The 17,458-nt window shown below is 72.2% G+C and carries 12 protein-coding genes, 1 tRNA gene and 1 pseudogene; 8 read left to right on the plus strand and 6 right to left on the minus strand.

Features of this window, described 5'->3' with window-relative positions; translation table 11 throughout:
• A pseudogene (locus tag ACTWQE_RS29920) lies at positions 1–1,265 on the minus strand (hypothetical protein); the annotation flags it as partial.
• A gap of 661 nt (positions 1,266–1,926) precedes the next feature.
• Between ACTWQE_RS29920 and ACTWQE_RS29925 the strand changes: the two are divergent.
• Positions 1,927–1,998 (plus strand) — tRNA-Val (locus ACTWQE_RS29925).
• A gap of 470 nt (positions 1,999–2,468) precedes the next feature.
• Here ACTWQE_RS29925 and ACTWQE_RS29930 read toward each other — a convergent pair.
• Complete coding sequence (locus ACTWQE_RS29930; protein WP_443332211.1) at positions 2,469–3,194, minus strand: 3'-5' exonuclease; 726 nt, start codon at positions 3,192–3,194, stop codon at positions 2,469–2,471.
• Between the two features lie 187 nt (positions 3,195–3,381).
• Here ACTWQE_RS29930 and ACTWQE_RS29935 point away from each other — a divergent pair, with 187 nt between their 5' ends.
• Positions 3,382–3,948 (plus strand): DUF4365 domain-containing protein, encoded by a 567-nt coding sequence (locus ACTWQE_RS29935; RefSeq protein ID WP_443332212.1) that lies wholly within the window; start codon positions 3,382–3,384, stop codon positions 3,946–3,948.
• Positions 3,949–5,226 carry a hypothetical protein gene (locus tag ACTWQE_RS29940; protein WP_443332213.1) on the plus strand — a complete coding sequence of 426 codons (1,278 nt, stop codon included), beginning with the start codon at positions 3,949–3,951 and terminating at the stop codon, positions 5,224–5,226.
• A 346-nt stretch (positions 5,227–5,572) separates the two neighbouring features.
• Here the strand turns inward: ACTWQE_RS29940 and ACTWQE_RS29945 are convergent, their stop codons facing one another.
• Positions 5,573–6,142, minus strand: coding sequence for a DinB family protein (locus ACTWQE_RS29945; protein ID WP_443332214.1), 570 nt, complete (start codon positions 6,140–6,142; stop codon positions 5,573–5,575).
• 192 nt (positions 6,143–6,334) lie between these two features.
• Here ACTWQE_RS29945 and thrS point away from each other — a divergent pair, with 192 nt between their 5' ends.
• Positions 6,335–8,314, plus strand: a complete 1,980-nt coding sequence (thrS, locus tag ACTWQE_RS29950) for a threonine--tRNA ligase (RefSeq protein ID WP_443332215.1) — start codon at positions 6,335–6,337, stop codon at positions 8,312–8,314.
• Here the strand turns inward: thrS and ACTWQE_RS29955 are convergent, their stop codons facing one another.
• The gene (locus ACTWQE_RS29955; protein WP_443332216.1) at positions 8,315–9,013 is read right to left on the minus strand and encodes a potassium channel family protein; all 699 of its coding nucleotides are present in this window, start codon (positions 9,011–9,013) and stop codon (positions 8,315–8,317) included.
• Between the two features lie 66 nt (positions 9,014–9,079).
• On the opposite strand from ACTWQE_RS29955, the gene ACTWQE_RS29960 reads away from it, so the two are divergent.
• Positions 9,080–9,652 carry an HIT family protein gene (locus tag ACTWQE_RS29960; protein ID WP_443332217.1) on the plus strand — a complete coding sequence of 191 codons (573 nt, stop codon included), beginning with the start codon at positions 9,080–9,082 and terminating at the stop codon, positions 9,650–9,652.
• Positions 9,653–10,090: 438 nt separating this feature from the next.
• Here ACTWQE_RS29960 and ACTWQE_RS29965 read toward each other — a convergent pair whose 3' ends face one another.
• Positions 10,091–11,746 carry a hypothetical protein gene (locus tag ACTWQE_RS29965; protein ID WP_443332218.1) on the minus strand — a complete coding sequence of 552 codons (1,656 nt, stop codon included), beginning with the start codon at positions 11,744–11,746 and terminating at the stop codon, positions 10,091–10,093.
• A 137-nt stretch (positions 11,747–11,883) separates the two neighbouring features.
• Positions 11,884–14,082, minus strand: coding sequence for an elongation factor G-like protein EF-G2 (locus ACTWQE_RS29970; protein ID WP_443332219.1), 2,199 nt, complete (start codon positions 14,080–14,082; stop codon positions 11,884–11,886).
• 188 nt (positions 14,083–14,270) lie between these two features.
• Here ACTWQE_RS29970 and pgsA point away from each other — a divergent pair, with 188 nt between their 5' ends.
• From pgsA to ACTWQE_RS29985, 3 genes are read left to right on the plus strand one after another with little or no spacing between them, the layout of a single operon-like run.
• On the plus strand, positions 14,271–14,933 hold the full coding sequence (gene pgsA / locus ACTWQE_RS29975) for a phosphatidylinositol phosphate synthase (RefSeq protein ID WP_443332220.1): 663 nt from the start codon (positions 14,271–14,273) through the stop codon (positions 14,931–14,933).
• Positions 14,930–15,877: a phosphatidylinositol mannoside acyltransferase gene (locus ACTWQE_RS29980; RefSeq protein WP_443332221.1), complete on the plus strand. Its 948-nt coding sequence runs from the start codon at positions 14,930–14,932 to the stop codon at positions 15,875–15,877. Before pgsA ends, ACTWQE_RS29980 begins: the two co-directional genes overlap by 4 nt.
• The gene (locus tag ACTWQE_RS29985; RefSeq protein WP_443332222.1) at positions 15,874–17,037 is read left to right on the plus strand and encodes a glycosyltransferase family 4 protein; all 1,164 of its coding nucleotides are present in this window, start codon (positions 15,874–15,876) and stop codon (positions 17,035–17,037) included. Before ACTWQE_RS29980 ends, ACTWQE_RS29985 begins: the two co-directional genes overlap by 4 nt.
• Positions 17,038–17,458 lie beyond the last annotated feature (421 nt).

Consider the following 17,458-nt stretch of genomic DNA (forward strand, 5'->3'; position numbering starts at 1 on the left):
CACACCGCACCGGCCCAGCTCACGGGGGCCAGTACGGCGGTGGCGACGGCCGGAGCGGTCCAGGCCGCCGCGGCCGCGTGCACCAGTGCCGCGGCGCCCGCCAGCCCCGCCGCGAGCGGGGGGCGGCCGGAGAGAGCACGGGCGGCCCCCAGGAGCAGTGCGCCGCACAGCAGATAGCCCAGGACTCCCCACTGATCCGGTAGGGCGGTACGCAGCACACCGCCCACCGCCGCCACCGCCGACAGTCCGCCCACCGCCGCCGGCCATGCGGCGGCCACCACCGGCGCTGCGGGGGAGAGCGGCCGCCAGGAAGCGGCGACGCCCACCGCCGCGGCCACGAGCAGCAGCAGCGCGGCCTGCGCCGCCCCGGCCGAGGTGGTGGCGACCACGGACATCCGGAGCGCCAGGAGCACCCCCATGGCTCCCGTCAGCGTCCCGCCCACCGCGGCGGCCCGGCATACGCCCCGGGTACGGAAGCGCAGAGCCACCATCAGGTCGAAGACCGCCGTGGCGAGCAGCGCGGAGCCGGAGCCGAACGCCGGGCCGTCCGCCGCCACGGCCCACAGCGGGAGCGGCAACTGCGCGAGAGCCACGGCGACAGGCAACGGCAGCCGCAGTCCCGGCCGGCCGCTGCCCGCGGGGCGCCGCAGCCACAGCCCGTACGCCGCCCAGAGCGCCGCCGACACCGCGCTCGCGACGGCCGCGTAGGCCGCACCGCCGGTGTCCGGCAGCGCCACGCGGCGCAGCGCGTAGGCGTCCAGCACCAGCAGGACCAGGCCCAGACAGCCCAGCACCTCCGCAGTCGCGACGAGAGCGCGGCGCAGCAGCAGCGCGGGCGCGACCATCGTCGCGAGGGTCAACGCGCCCAGTACGGCGGCCCGTCCACCGATGCCCAGATGCCCCCAGCTGACGACGGCGAAGGCGGTCACCGCGACCGCCAGCATGACGCCGCCGAGGGCCAGCAGCAGGTTCTGCACCGCTCGCGGCCCGGTCTCCCCGCACGTCCGGCCCCGCGGGCCGCCGCCCTCCGCGGACCGTGCCGGGGACCCGTCGATCGGCTGCGGTGTCATCTGCCAGAGCTGGATGAGCAGTTGGGCCCGGTGTGCGAGCAGCCGGGCGCGCTCCGCCTCGATCCCCGCGAGGGCGTGGTCGAGTTGGCGCACCTCCTCTTCCAGGCTCGTGCGCCGCCGGGCGTCCCCGGAGCCGGCCGGCGCGGACGGGCCGCCCTGCGGATCGTGCGCGTCAGAACGTGGCACGTTGTCCATGCAGGGGAGTGTGGTCGTGCGGCCGCGCGCCCTGCATGGGTACGCGTACTCAGTCCCGGTGAGTACGGCGTCGCGCCGAGTGCCCCAGGTCCCCGGCACAGCCACGCATTTCGCCGCCGCCGCGCCGCCGCCGCCGTACCGACGATCGCCCACGGGGCGCGGGAAAGTCGGAAGGGCCCGTCCGGGCGGCAGGTGCTCGAGAGATACGTACGGTCGATGAGGGGCTGTACTGCCCCTACGCACGGTCGGCGAGGTTCCGTACTGCCCCTACGGCCGGTTGTCACCGTCCGTGAGAGCGCGCGGGATCCGACGGCCGGGCCGCTGGGCGACGGTGACGGCCGGGGCTCGGGAAGGGCGGAGCCGGTGGGCCGTGGAGACGAGCGGCGGGGAGGCGTGCTGCGGGCCGCGTCCTGGGGGGAGATGTGCCGCGAGGACGTCCTGGGGAGGCATGCTGCCTTCTCCGCGCAGGCGGTGAAGGCGCGCGGAGCGCCGGTGCGGAGGGTCGCCGTGGCCTGCCGTCCGCTCTTCCGGCCGGCCATCCGCCGATGAGGTACGGGGCCGCCGCGGCCTGCGCCGGAGGCCCGCCGATGTCGTTTGAAGGAACTCTCCCGCGCACTGTATTGTTCAGGCCGTGCCACGGGGCCCAGCTCCACGGCGCGAGGGGCGATTAGCTCAGTGGGAGAGCGCTTCGTTCACACCGAAGAGGTCACTGGTTCGAACCCAGTATCGCCCACGAGACCGAGGCCGACGCGGGTCCGCACATAGCGCGGACCCGTGTCGGCCTCGTCATTTCTGCTCGGCTCCGCCTCGTGGGCGGGGGCTTCGCCACCCGCACCCCCGTGCGGTCCGTCGGGGTGGGCGTGCCGGTTCGAGTCAGCACGTGCACGGTCCACCCTCTCCAGGCCGGGACGCCAACGGGCGCCCCGGCCTTCGGCGTCCAGTGCACCCGGCTTCCGGGAGGGCCGGCGCCGGACCCGACGCCACCTGCCCGTACACCGGCCCCGCGCAAGCCGGGGAGGTCACCCCTGCGCCGGGGCACCTGCTGCCGGGGAGCGGGGACGACCTCCCGCAGAGCCCGTACGGAGGCGCCCGTCGCTCTGCGATGCTCTCGCAGCCTTCGGCCGGGCGGGGGTGCCCCCGGCCAAGGCTGGGGGGAGCCACCGGACTCCGCGGGCTTCCCGGCAGGCCTTCCCCGTCGCGGTGCTACGCGGCGGTGGTCAGGGCCGGGCGCAGCGGCCACGCCGGGTCGACGGCCTCGGAGGAGCCGTTGTGTGCGAACCACGCCTGCAGGCCCCGTGCCTGAGCCGCGTGCCACACCGCCTGACGGGCGTGGATCTCGGCCGCGCTCAGCGACTCCAGGCGGGCCGCGAAACGGCGGCCCACCGCCCGTACGAGCTCCAGCGCCGCCGCCGCGTCCGCCGCGGCGTCATGCGCGCCGGTCAGCACCACGCCGTAGTGCTCACAGAGATCGGTGAGCGTCCGGCGACCTTTCCGGTACCGGTCCAGATGCTTGTCGAGCACGCGCGGATCGAGCACACACAGCGACGCGCCGCCCAGACAGGAGGCGAGCGACGATGCCCGGTGCCGCTTCAACTCCCGGTCCAGCAGCGTGAGATCGAACGGCGCGTTCATCACCACGAGGGGCGTCCCCGCCGCGGACTGCGTGACCAGCTCCCGCGCCACTTCCTCCATCACCGGCGCGGGCCACCGGCCGTGCCGCTGGAGGTGGTCATCGGTCAGCCCGTGTACGGCAGTCGCCGCCTCGGGTACGGGTATGCCCGGATTGACCAGCCATCGGGTGACCAGCGGCATGGCCCCGGGAGCGCTCTGCCGCACCACGGCGGCGGAGACTATCCGGTCCTGCTCGACATCCACTCCGGTGGTCTCGGTGTCGAATGCGGCGAGTGGCCCCTCGAACCAGCACGGCATGTCCATAACTCCTCGCGCGAGCCCGGCGGATGAGCACCGGAAGATGAGAAACGGTCCCCGCCCGACCTGGTGATACCCGGGCCGTTTGTCCTGTACGCCGAGCGGAGACAACACAGATGACGGGCCGTTGACAACTACGGCCCGCTGACGGGGCAACAGATCAGTAGGCCCGGAAGGCTCTTCGGACATGGCGCTCGCGCAGCCCGAACCGGGAGGGCTCCTGCCGGAGCGGACCGCACCGCGGCGCGGCGGGCTCGCCACCACCGCCTGCATGGAGACACTCCAGGTGGGCTATCTCCATGCGGTCGCGGCGGCGGCGGGATGCTCGCTCGCACAGCCCTTCCCGGACAACGGCATCGACTGGCACGTCAGCCACAGCGCTCCCGGCCACGCGGTCGACGACGAAGTGACGATCAAGGTGCAGCTCAAGTGCACGTACCAGACGGCCCCGCGCCCGGCCGCGCCGGCGTTCTCCTTCACCCTCGACAACGACCATCTGGTGAAGCTCGCCCGCACACCGGTCTCGGTGCACAAGATCCTGGTCGTGATGCTGGTGCCGCGGACCCCCGAGGACTGGCTGCGCGCCTCCCACGACCGCCTCGAACTGCGGCACTGCTGCTACTGGACCAACCTCGCCGGCCACGCCGTGACCGGGAGGCACAGGACCACCGTCCGGATCCCGACCACTCGGATCTTCGACGACCGAGCACTCTGCGAGATCATGACCAGGGTCGGGGTGGGAGGGAGACCATGAATGCACCGGCCTGACGAGCACGTCGTACCAGGGCTGCCAGGGTTCCCGGCGGTGGGCAGCCCGTTCGCCCCGTCGGCTGCGTCACCCCACCCGACGGACGCGGGAGGGACCTCCCCGTCCGCCGATGGACTCCGGCCCGCCCAGGTCGACCCCGTCGTCCTGAGCGCGCTGCTGGCCCGGCACGGCTGGCGGCGGCGCGGTGGTGCCGCCGGCCGGTACGCCCGCTGGACCCCGCCCGGCGGGGCCGCCGGCGGCACCAGCCTGCTCGTGCCCGAGAGCCGGTCCTTCCCCGACAGCGGGGACCTGATGGCCGAGGCCCTGATGGCGCTGGCCCGCAGCGCGGCCCCGTCCGCCCGCGACGTCCTCGTGGGTCTGGCCGTGCCCAGCGATGAGATCCGCTGGTGGCGCGATGTGCCGGGGGAGGCCCGTGGCGCGGCGTCCTGGTCCGCACAGGAGCGGCTGCGGGCGGGAGCGCGGGCCATGCTGCTGGCCGGCGCCCTCGCCGCGCGGAGCCGCGCCGGCTACCACGGCGCCCGCCACCGGGCGCAGGCCGAGGCCGCGCTCGAGCAGGTGCTCATCGGCGACGGGGCGGGCGGGGGCCGGCGGCTGACGGTGTTCGTGCCCGTCGAGGACGGCCGGGCGACCGTCACCACCCTGCTGCGCGCTCTGCAGGGGGCCCGGGACGCCACCGACTACCAGCGCGCCACCGGTGGCATGGAGGCCTTCGACGCCGCCGTGGAGCTCGGGGTGTGCCAGGAGCTGACCGAGTCGCTCGTGGCGCTGGTACGGGGTTCGGAGGGGATACGGGTGGCCCTGGAGTGGTCGCCCGCCGCCGGTGCCCCGGACGGCTTCGGACCCCGGCCCGAGCCGGTGGAGTTCTCGCCGGGCGACCTCCCGGCGTTACGGGACGCGGGCGCGCGGTATGTGCGCGACGAGCCGTCCGTGCCGGTGCGGATCACGGGCGCGGTGGTACGGATGCGCCGCTCGGCCCCGGGCGGCCCCGGAACCGTACGGCTGCGGGTGCTCGCCGGAGCGGATGTCGCACAGGTGCGGCTGATGCTGGAGGAGGACGCCTACCGGATCGCCGGTCAGGCGCACCTCGTCGGCGTGCCGATCAGGGTGAGCGGGCGGCTGGAGAGCCGGGGCGGCTTCCGCCGCCTGACCGGTGCGTCCCGCGTCGTGCCGGTCCAGGTCGAGGAGGCGGAACGGGACCGTCTGATGAAGTCGCTCCAGGAGAAACTCGGTTTCTTCGAGGAGGCCTGCGGCGACGACGCATAGCGGGGCCGACGGCGCCCGGGACCCGCGAGGTCCCCGGGACTCCCCACCGCCGTGCGGTCGGACTCCCCAGGCCAGGCTTCCCGGGTGGACGGCGCGACGGGATGCGCACCACGGGCGAACGCCGGTGCCGGTCAGCCGAGATCCGCCCGGTGGCGACGTGACCGGGCGCGGTCAGCCGCAACGCGCGCCGGACCTGCCGCCGGGCCCCCCAGGCCGAGGGCCGGGCGAGGGCCGGGCGAGGGCCTGCTCTGCCGGTCGGACCATGCAGCCGACTGGGACCCTTCCCGCGATAGCCGGGGAGGCGGTGCCGGGGCGGCGAGCGGGGTGAACCCTGGCAGACGCGGCCCTAGAAGATCTGTGACTTCCGGTGGCGGTAGAGATCGCGGAGCAGGGCGATTTCCGCGCCGTGGTGGATCACTTCGCGGTTGATGTGCAGGACGAGCGCGGCCAGGGGTTCGTCGGCGTACGGCCCTTCGGCCGGTCCGCAGGGCCGCGCCAGCCCTTCCTCGCCGAGACCGCGCACCCCCTCGGCCCACCCCGAATAGGCCTCGTCGAGCTGGGCGAGGGCCCGCTCGGCGGTGCCCGCGTACACAAAGCTCTGGTAGTCGGCCGGAGGGCCGCCGAAGTGGGCGGCGACGCGCGCGCCCAGCACCCCGACGATGAGGTGGCCGAGCCGCCAGGCGATGGTCGTCACCCGGGGCGGGTCGGGCTCGGGGACGGCGAAATCGATCGTGAAACCGCCCGCGCCCGCCGTGATCGGGGCCGTGCTCTCGCCCCGGGGGCGTACGCTCCAGCAGCCGGGCACCGGCTCCCAGAAGTACTCGTCGTCCGAGAGCCCGTCCAGGCGCGGGCGCAGCTGCTTGCGCCAGTGCCGGTCGAGCTGCTCGCCCAGCTGCTCGTTCCAGTCGATACCCATACCGGACACTATCGGCCACTGTCCGCCGTAACCGTACGGAATCGATGGAAAAGACTGCCCCCGGCGCCACGAGGCGCGGCACCGGGCGGGGCCGTGCGGCTGCCCGTAACCATTTCGCGGACGGCCCGCCCGGCTCGGTACGATTCATGCGCGCAGCGTCCGCTGTCGCACCCCATGAGTCAGGAGAGACCGGTGTCAGACGTCCGTGTGATCATCCAACGCGATTCCGAGCGGGAAGAGCGCGTGGTGACCACGGGCACGACGGCGGCGGAACTCCTCGGCGGGGACCGCGCCGTTGTCGCGGCGCGCGTGGGCGCCCAGCTCAAGGACCTGGCGTACGAAGTCGCCGAGGGCGACGAGGTCGAGGCCGTGCTGATCGACTCCCCGGACGGCCTCAACATCCTGCGCCACTCCACCGCGCACGTCATGGCACAGGCCGTGCAGGAGCTCTTCCCCGAGGCCAAGCTCGGCATCGGCCCGCCCATCAAGGACGGCTTCTACTACGACTTCGACGTCGAGACCCCCTTCCACCCGGACGATCTCAAGCGCATCGAGAAGAAGATGCAGGAGATCGTCAAGCGCGGACAGCGCTTCTCGCGGCGCGCGGTCTCCGACGACGCCGCCCGTGAGGAGCTGGTGGGGGAGCCGTACAAGCTGGAGCTCATCGGGCTCAAGGGCTCCGCGGCCGACGCCGCCGAGGGCGCGTCCGCCGAGGTCGGCGCCGGCGAGCTGACCATCTACGACAACCTGGATCCGAAGACCGGCGACCTGTGCTGGAAGGACCTCTGCCGTGGTCCGCACCTGCCGACCACCCGGGTCATCCCGGCCTTCAAGCTGATGCGCTCCGCCGCCGCCTACTGGCGCGGCAGCGAGAAGAACAAGCAGCTCCAGCGGATCTACGGCACCGCCTGGCCGACGAAGGACCAGCTCAAGGCACATCTGGACTTCCTCGCGGAGGCCGAGAAGCGCGACCACCGCAAGCTCGGATCCGAGCTGGACCTCTTCTCCATCCCGGAGGACATCGGTTCGGGCCTCGCGGTCTTCCACCCCAAGGGCGGCATCATCCGCCGGGTCATGGAGGACTACTCGCGCAAGCGGCACGAGGAGTCGGGCTACGAGTTCGTCTACACCCCGCACGCCACCAAGGGGAAGCTGTTCGAGAAGTCGGGCCACCTCGACTGGTACGCCGACGGCATGTACCCGCCCATGCAGCTCGACGAGGGCATCGACTACTACCTGAAGCCGATGAACTGCCCCATGCACAACCTGATCTTCGACGCGCGGGGACGCTCGTACCGTGAACTGCCGCTACGGCTCTTCGAGTTCGGCACCGTCTACCGCTACGAGAAGTCCGGTGTCGTGCACGGCCTCACCCGCGCCCGCGGCTTCACCCAGGACGACGCGCACATCTACTGCACCCGCGAGCAGATGGCGGACGAGCTCGACTCCCTCCTCACCTTCGTGCTGAACCTGCTGCGCGACTACGGCCTGGAGGACTTCTATCTGGAGCTGTCCACCAAGGACCCGGAGAAGTTCATCGGCTCGGACGAGAACTGGGAGCAGGCCACCGAGGCGCTGCGCGAGGCGGCCGAGAAGCAGGGCCTGGACCTGGTCATGGACCCGGGCGGCGCCGCCTTCTACGGGCCGAAGATCTCCGTCCAGGCGAAGGACGCGATCGGCCGCACCTGGCAGATGTCCACCATCCAGGTCGACTTCAACCTGCCGGACCGCTTCGACCTCGAGTACACCGCCGCTGACGGCTCCCGGCAGCGCCCGGTCATGATCCACCGTGCGCTGTTCGGCTCGATCGAGCGGTTCTTCGCCGTGCTGCTGGAGCACTACGCGGGCGCCTTCCCGGCCTGGCTCGCCCCGGTCCAGGCGGTGGGTATCCCGATCGGCGACGACCATGTGCCGTACCTCCGGGAAGTCGCCGCCAAGCTCAGGGCGAAGGGCATCCGGGTCGAGGTGGACTCCTCCTCGGACCGGATGCAGAAGAAGATCCGCAACGCCCAGAAGGCCAAGGTCCCGTACATGCTGATCGCGGGCGACGACGACGTCTCGAAGGGCGCGGTCTCCTTCCGCTACCGCAACGGCGAGCAGAAGAACGGGGTGCCGGTCGACGAGGCCGTCGCCGAAATCCTGGGGGCCGTCGAGGACCGGGTCCAGGTCTGATCAGCTGCCGCCGCCCCCGGGTTCCGGCCCGCTCCGGCCGGAACCCGGGGGCTTGTGTGCCTCTTCCGTGCGCACTCGGAACCTGTTCACCAGCCAGGACGAGAACACCCCGACCACCGCGCCGATCAGCCCGACACCGAGGGCCATCACCACGGCCGCGACGACCCGGCCGCGCACCGTCACCGGGACCACATCGCCGTACCCCGTGGTGGAGAGGGTCACACAGGCCCACCACACCGCGTCACCGAACGAGACGATCGATGCCCCCGGCGCGTGGCGCTCCGCCTGGTAGACGGCCAGGCTGCCGGTGTAGCCCAGCAGCAGCGTGGTCAGGGAGGCGAGCGCCATCACCTGGCCTTCCAGAGTCAGCCGCGGGTGAGGACGGCGCGCCTGAGCCGCCGCGTACACCTGGACCATCCGCAGCGGCCGCAACAGGGGCAGCAGGAGCACCAGCAGGTCCAGCCAGTGGCGTCGGACGAACTCCCGGCGGCGGCTGCTCAGCGCCAGCCGCACGGCATAGTCGACGGCGAAGGCCGCCCAGGTGCAGACCGTGACCGCCACCCAGAAGGTGCGCCCGCCCGGCGACAGACGCGGGAGCAGTACGAGCACCGTGTACGCCGTGAGGTACAGCAGGGAGGCCAGGAGCAGCGGCACCTGGCCGTACCGCTCCCACCGCTGCACCCTGCTGTTGTCGTCCATCGGCTCAGCATCGCGGCCGCGCCGCGGCAGCCGCCCCGGCGACACGCTCCGAACGGGCGAAGTCATATGCTGCACAGCATGACGAGTGAGCCGGAACAGCAGATCGGAGTGGGAACGCAGGACGCCTTCCAGCGGCTGTGGACACCCCACCGGATGGCTTACATCCAGGGAGAGAACAAGCCCACCGGGCCGGGAGCCGACGACGGCTGTCCGTTCTGCACCATCCCGGAGAAGTCCGACGAGGACGGGCTGGTCATCGCCCGCGGTGAGCGCGTCTACGCGGTGCTGAACCTCTACCCGTACAACGGCGGCCACCTCATGGTCGTCCCCTTCCGGCATGTCGCCGACTACACCGGCCTCGACGCCGCGGAGACGATGGAGCTCGCGGAGTTCACCAAGGCGGCCCTGGTCGCCCTGCGTACCGCCTCCGGGGCCCACGGCTTCAACATCGGGATGAACCAGGGAACGGTCGCGGGCGCCGGTATCGCCGCCCATCTGCACCAGCACGTGGTGCCGAGGTGGGGCGGCGACACCAACTTCATGCCGGTCGTCGGCCATACGAAGGTTCTTCCGCAGCTGCTCGCCGACACCCGCCGTATGCTCGCCGACGCCTGGCCTGCTCCGGGCACACCCGCGTAGATCCGGGCACCAGGCCCGCTACCCAAGGGCCCGGCCCCGGGCGCGGACCGCGGGCCAGGGGCCGGCCCCGGTAGCGGGCCGCGATCGGCAGCGCCTCGGGGACGGGGCCGTGGTTTCGTGGCCGGGGCGCACCAGGGTGCCCTGTCGGCAGTGCTGTCCGCGCGGAAGACCGCCAGCGTCTGCCTCCCGGCGTCGTCAGGAGCATCAGCGGGGCTTCGGGACTGTCCCACCCCCTTGCCGGGCCTCCCCGGCTCCCGGCCGTGGGGGCACCCGGCAGTAGGGGGAGTCCGGCCGTATTCGCCATTCGCCCGTATCCGGCGCACCGCTTCCGCAACCGCAGGCGCGGCGCCCGCATTCGACGATCACCGCAACCTGACGGTCGCATGGGGACCCTCCGGCCTGGGGCTTTCTCACCCGCTCGTACCCGCCCGGAGGGCCCTACGCGTTGTAGACGTCCGCCTGCCGGGGCTCCGCGCCCTGGACCGCGCCGCTGAGGAAGGACGAGCGGTTGCCGAAGTTCTCGGTGTCCACGCCGTTCTCCTCCAGCACACGGATCGCCGCCGCATGCACCACCCGCAGGACCGGTGTGGCCGCCCGGAGGGCGTCGTCCGCCATGAAGCGGTGCCGCCACGGCTGGTCCGCCCAGGCATGCCGCAGACCGAACGGCTCCGGCAGAGTCAGCTGCCCGCCGAGGAAGTCCAGCACCGAGGGGAACCAGGTCAGAGGAGCGCGCGCGGTGAGCCGTACGACCTCCTTGGGGTCCACCAGCGGCAGGTTCACCGTCCGGGTCTCCCAGAACTTCACGCTCTTGGAGACCTCCTTGGTCGGCGCCGCGGGCTTGGTGGTGAACAGCGGGTGCACCGGGCCCAGGGCGTGGCCGGTCACCTCGATCCGCAGCGTCTGGTGGAGCACGGTGACCGTGACCAGCAGGGTGATCACCAGCTGGCCGTCCCACAGGACGAACTGCACGCCCAGATAATGGCGGTTGCCGCTGCCGAACTGCTGCTCGTTGCAGATCCGCTGTATCTCCGCGCTCTTGATCTGGAAGTGGTCGGTGTCCGTGCCGCTCGGCCGGGCCACCTCCTTCGCACCCTCCCCGATCGGCGACACCACCCAGTGCGTCACCGAAGGAGTCGGGAACCCGCCGGTGTGCAGCGGCCCGCGCTCGAGCATCCGCAGCTGGTCGTGGATCGCGCGGATGACGTCCCAGCTGCGGAAGGGGTTGATGTCCTTGTCCGGGTCGCTCGAGACCAGCTCCTCCGCGAGGTGCCAGCTGCCCCAGCGGGTGCCCATGCCGAGTATTCCCTTGGGGCCGGCGTAGAAGACCAGATTGCTGCGCTGCTCGGCGGTGAGCATGGCCAGCCCCTGGCGCAGCCGCTCGGCGCTCGTCTCGTTCGGATTCTGCGGCACCGCCTCGGGGATCTTCGCCGCGATGCCGCCGCCCGACAGCAGCCCGTCCCAGCGGTCACGGAGATCCTTCGCCGTATGCTCGCAGATCCGCTTCGCCCACAGCCATCCGAGCACCGGGGCGACCATCACGACCCGCAGATAGAGCGCCGCCACGCCGGTCAGCGGAGGCTTGATCAGCAGCAGCACGGCCAGTCCACTCACCGCGACGAGTACGACCGTGCCCAGCGCGCCCGCCCCGCGGTTCTGCCCGCCCGCGAGCGTACGGCGCAACTGGAACGCGGCGAGCCAGATCAGCATCCCGGGCAGGAACAGCAGCCCGAAGACCGCCATCACCGCGGTCAGCCGGGTGTCGCGCTCCTTGCGGATGCGGTTGGCGGCCAGACAGTGCTCCACCACGGCCTGCGGCTCGGTGCCGAAGGACTGGATCAGTGGGTTCCGGGCACCGCCGAGCATCCGCACCTGCACGGCACGGGAGAACGCCTCACCGAGGTTCGGCTCGAACAGCGACAGTTTCGGCGCCTTGATCTCGGATTTGTGCCACTCGTTGTTCGCCTTCAGGACGTCCGCCACGGGACTGTCGCGGTACGCGGCGGAGGCGAGCGCGTTCGTCGCCGCCGTCTGCCCCGCCGCCCCGGAGAGCGGTACCTGCGCCCCGGGACTGAAGTCGAAAATGCCCTCTGCCACTACCGCCCCCAACGCCGTTCGGCATCCGCTGCTGCGGCTCTTCCCGGCCACAGCCTCCGGCACACCTTCTGAACTGCATCTCAGCGTATCCGCGGTGAGCCGCCCGCCGCACGGCAGTTGGGCGGGCGGCAGGGCAACTATGCGCCGGATCCGGCCTGTTCCCGGACTTTCGCGGCCAGCTGTGACGGCATCGGCTCGTGACGGGAGTACGCCCGGCTGAACCGTCCCGTGCCGTGGGACAGCGACCGCAGGTCCACCGCGTAACGGCCGATCTCGATCTCGGGGATCTCGGCGCGTACGAGCGTGCGTCCCGCCCCGGCCTGGTCGGTGCCGACCACCCGGCCCCGGCGCCCGGACAGATCACTCATGACCGGCCCGACGTACTCGTCCGCGACCAGCACCTGCACCTCGGCATACGGCTCCAGCAGATGGATATGGGCCTGCGCCGCCGCCTCGCGCAGCGCGAGCGCGCCCGCTGTCTGGAATGCGGCGTCGGAGGAGTCCACCGAGTGGGCTTTGCCGTCGAGCAGGGTGACCCGCACGTCCACCAGTTGGTAGCCGGCGGCGACGCCGCGGAGCGCCTGGGCCCGGACGCCCTTCTCCACCGACGGGATGAACTGCCGCGGCACGGCCCCGCCGACGACCTTGTCGACGAACTCGATACCGGAGCCCGCGGGCAGCGGTTCCACCTCGATCTCGCAGATCGCGAACTGTCCGTGCCCGCCGGACTGTTTGACATGGCGGCCGCGCCCGGAGGCCCGTTCGCCGAACGTCTCGCGCAGCGACACCCGGTGCGGTACGGCGTCGACCTGGACGCCGTACCGGCTGCGCAGCCGCTCCAGCGCCACATCCATATGCGCCTCGCCCAGACACCAGAGCACCACCTGGTGGGTGTCCGGGTTCTGTTCCAGCCGCATCGTCGGGTCCTCGGCGACCAGCCGGGCCAGCCCCTGGGAGAGCTTGTCCTCATCCGCCTTGCTGTGCGCCTCGATCGCCACCGGCAGCAGCGGGTCGGGCATCAGCCAGGGCTCCATGAGCAGCGGATCGTCCTTGGACGAGATGGTGTCGCCCGTTTCGGCCCGGCTCAGCTTGGCCACGGAGGCGAGGTCGCCCGCGATGGCCTCGGGGAGCACTCGCTGCTGCTTGCCGAACGGGGCGGATATCGCGCCGATCCGCTCGTCCACGTCGTGGTCCTCATGGCCGCGGTCCTCGAGCCCGTGCCCGGACACATGCACGGTCTCGTCGGGGCGCAGCGTGCCCGAGAACACCCGGACCAGGCTGATCCGGCCGACGTACGGGTCGGAAGCGGTCTTGACCACCTCCGCGGCCAGCGGCCCCTCGGGGTCGCACGCCAGGGCGGGCCGGGGACCGCCCGCCGGGGTGGTGACCGCGGGTGCCTCGCGCTCCAGCGGTGTGGGGAAACCACCGGTGATCAGCTCCAGCAACTCCACGGTCCCAATGCCCTGCCTGCTGCCCTCGGCGGCGGGTGCGGCGGCCAGCACCGGATGGAAGGAACCTCGGGCGACCGCCCGCTCCAGATCCTGGACCAGCGTCTTGATGTCGATGTCCTCGCCCGCCAGATAGCGGTCCATGAGGCTCTCGTCCTCGCTCTCGGCGATGATCCCCTCGATGAGCCGGTTACGGGCCTCCTCGATCAGCGGAAGGTGCTCGGGGTCGGGCGGCTGCTCGGTACGCTCCCCCGAGGAGTAGTCGAAGACCCGCTGGGTGAGCAGGCCGATCAGCCCGGCCACGGGCGCGTGCCCGTCCGGTGCCTCCTCGCCGTGCAGCGGGAGGTACAGCGGCAGGACCGCGTCCGGATCGTCGCCCCCGAAGACCCGGCCGCAGACCGCCGTCATCTCCTCGAAGTCGGCGCGGGCGGACTCCAGGTGGGTCACCACGATCGCGCGCGGCATCCCCACCGCGGCGCACTCCTCCCAGACCATGCGGGTCGAGCCGTCCACGCCGTCCGCCGCCGAGACGACGAAAAGGGCCGCGTCCGCTGCTCGCAGACCGGCCCTCAACTCCCCGACGAAGTCGGCGTATCCGGGAGTGTCCAGGAGATTGATCTTGACTCCGCCCCATTCCACAGGAACGAGGGAGAGCTGTACCGAGCGTTGCTGCCGGTGTTCGATCTCGTCGTAGTCGGAGAGTGTGCCGCCGTCCTCGACCCGGCCTGCCCGGTTCACCGCGCCCGCCGCGAGGGCGAGGGCTTCGACCAGGGTGGTTTTCCCGGATCCGCTGTGGCCGACCAGCACCACGTTCCGAAGGGAAGAGGGCCGGTCGGCCGTCGCCGCCCTGCCGGCGGCCCCGGGGTGGGTGTTCGTCCTGTCGCCCATGTGCGTCGCCTCCCGGTCTGCACGTGCTGCGTTCTTCGAGCTTTCCACCACCGTCACCATGCGTCCATACGTCGTAGGCGCGAGGGACGGCACGGGTGCACCCCGCGGCCCCGCAGCGGGGCTGGCTACGATGGGGCCGCCGGTGGCCACTGGGGCCGCGCGGCCCCCACCGACCCTCCGGGAAGGCCATGCTGAACAAGTACGCGCGTGCGTTTTTCACGCGTGTTCTCACACCGTTCGCCGCGCTGCTGCTGCGCCTGGGCATCAGCCCCGACGCAGTGACCGTCACCGGTACCGCCGGAGTGGTGGCGGGCGCCCTGGTCTTCTTCCCCCGGGGTGAGCTTTTCTGGGGCACCATTGTGATCACCCTGTTCGTCTTCTCGGACCTGGTGGACGGGAACATGGCCCGGCAATTGGGCAGGTCGAGCCGGTGGGGCGCCTTTCTGGACTCCACGCTCGACCGTGTCGCGGATGCCGCGATCTTCGGCGGGCTGGCGCTCTGGTACGCGGGCCGCGGTGACGACCTGCTGCTCTGCGCGGTCGCCATCTTCTGCCTGGCCAGCGGCCAGGTGGTCTCGTACACCAAGGCCCGGGGCGAGAGCATCGGACTGCCGGTGAACGTCAACGGGCTGGTGGAGCGCGCCGAGCGCCTGGTGGTGGCCCTGGTGGCGGCCGGTCTGTCGGGGCTGCACGCGTTCGGTGTGCCGCATATCGACGTGCTGCTGCCGATCGCTCTGTGGATCGTGGCGGTGGGCAGTCTGGTCACGCTCGGACAGCGTATGGTCACCGTACGGCGGGAGGCGGCGGAGGCCGATGGCACGGCCGCCGCACAGGGGAGCGAGGCGACATGAGGCACCGCATCACCGACGCGCTGTACGGGCTCGGCTGGGGCACGGTCAAGCATCTGCCCGAGCCGGTGGCCGTGGCCCTGGGGCAGCGGATCGCCGACACCGCCTGGAAGCGGCGCGGCAAGGGTGTGCTGCGGCTGGAGTCCAACCTCGCGCGCGTGGTGCCGGACGCGACCCCGCAGCGCCTGGCGGAGCTCTCCCGCGCGGGCATGCGTTCGTATATGCGCTACTGGATGGAGTCCTTCCGGCTGCCGGCCTGGAGCGAGGAGCGGATCAGGACCGGGCTCGAAGTCAAGGACGTGGATCTGCTGGAGGAGGGCCTGGCGAAGGGCCGAGGCGTGATACTCGCGCTGCCGCACCTGGCGAACTGGGACCTCGCGGGTGCCTGGGTCACCACCGTGCTCGGGGTGCCCTTCACCACCGTCGCCCAGCGGCTCAAGCCGGAGTCCCTCTACGACCGGTTCGTCGCCTACCGCGAGGGCCTGGGCATGGAGGTGCTGCCGCACACCGGCGGCAGCGCGTTCGGCACCCTCGCCCGGCGGCTCCGCGCCGGCGGGCTGGTGTGCCTGGTCGCCGACCGGGACCTGTCCGCCTCCGGCGTCGAGGTGTCCTTCTTCGGGGACGCGGCGCGGATGCCGGCGGGCCCGGCGATACTCGCCCAGCAGACAGGGGCGCTGCTGCTGCCCGTCACCCTCTGGTACGACGGGTCGTCGGTCATGCGGGGCCGGGTCCACCCCCCGGTCGAGGTTCCGCGGGCGGGCCACCGTGCGGAGAAGACCGCGGTGATGACGCAGGCGCTGGCCGATGTGTTCGCCTCGGGGATCGCCGAGCATCCGGAGGACTGGCACATGCTGCAACGGCTGTGGATCAAGGACCTCGAGACCGGGGCGGCCGGGCCCGACGGCCCCGCCGGTCCCGGCCAGGGCTCGGGAACGGGGACACCGTGAGGATCGGGATCGTCTGCCCGTACTCCTGGGATGTGCCGGGCGGTGTCCAGTTCCATATCCGCGATCTGGCCGAGTGTCTGATCCGGCTCGGGCACGAGGTGTCCGTGCTGGCCCCGGCGGACGACGAGACGCCGCTGCCGCCGTACGTCGTCTCGGCGGGCCGCGCCGTACCCGTGCCGTACAACGGCTCCGTGGCCCGGCTGAACTTCGGATTCCTCTCCGCCGCACGGGTGCGCCGCTGGCTGCACGACGGCGACTTCGAGGTGCTGCACATCCACGAGCCCACGTCACCGTCGCTCGGACTGCTCTCCTGCTGGGCGGCGCAGGGGCCGATCGTGGCGACCTTCCACACCTCCAATCCGCGCTCCCGGGCGATGATCGCCGCGTATCCGATCCTGCAGCCCGCGCTGGAGAAGATCAGCGCGCGGATCGCGGTGAGCGAGTACGCCCGGCGGACGCTGGTCGAGCATCTGGGCGGCGACGCGGTCGTGATCCCCAACGGCGTCGATGTGGACTTCTTCGCCGACGCCGAGCCCAAGGCGGAGTGGCAGGGGGACACGATCGGCTTCATCGGCAGGATCGACGAGCAACGTAAGGGACTTCCGGTGCTGATGAAAGCGCTCCCCGGAATTCTCCAGGACCGCCCCGGCACCCGGCTGCTGGTCGCCGGCCGCGGCGACGAGAAGGAGGCCGTCTCCGGACTGCCCGCCGAAGTGCGGGAGCGCGTCGAGTTCCTCGGCATGGTCAGCGACGAGGACAAGGCGCGGCTGCTGCGCAGCGTGGATCTGTACGTGGCGCCGAACACCGGCGGCGAGAGCTTCGGGATCATCCTCGTGGAGGCGATGTCGGCGGGCGCGGCGGTGCTCGCCAGCGATCTGGACGCCTTCGCGCAGGTGCTCGACGGGGGAGAGGCCGGGGAATTGTTCGCCAACGAGGACGCCGACGCGCTCGCCCGGACCGCGGTACGGCTGCTGGGCGCCCCGGAGCGGCTGGCCGAGCTGCGCGAGCGGGGCAGCCGGCATGTGCGGCGCTTCGACTGGTCGACGGTCGGGGCGGACATCCTGGCGGTCTACGAGACGGTGACCGACGGCGCCGCGTCCGTGGCCGCCGACGACCGCACCACGAGCCTGCGCGCCCGTCTGGGCCTCGTCCGCGGCTGATCCCGGGCCCCGCGCCGGGGCCACCGGCCCACGGGGCCCGTGCCGCCACTGGGCCACCGGAACGCGGGCCCGTGCCGCCCCCCGGCGCGCTCGTCCGGTGTGGTGGGCGGGCTCGTCCGCGGCGGGCGGGCCTGACGCACGCGGGCCCGTACGAACGGCGGCGGGCCCGTACGAGCGGGGTGACGGCTCCACGGCGTGACGGCGCGGCCGTGCCGGGCGCCCGGCGGCTGTCCGGCCCGCACGCGCCCGTACGAAACGGGGACGGCCCGGGTGGCCGGTACTGTGACCCGCCGTGAGCACATTGATCTGGATCGCAGCGGTTGCAACGGTCGCCGCGGCCGCGAGATGCGCCGGCAGAGGAGCCCGGCCGGCACCTCGCATGGCGCGGTAAAGAACAAAACACCCAGCGCGGTGAGGACGC

It is taken from the genome of Streptomyces sp. 8N706, assembly GCF_052245415.1.
Lineage (GTDB): Bacteria > Actinomycetota > Actinomycetes > Streptomycetales > Streptomycetaceae > Streptomyces.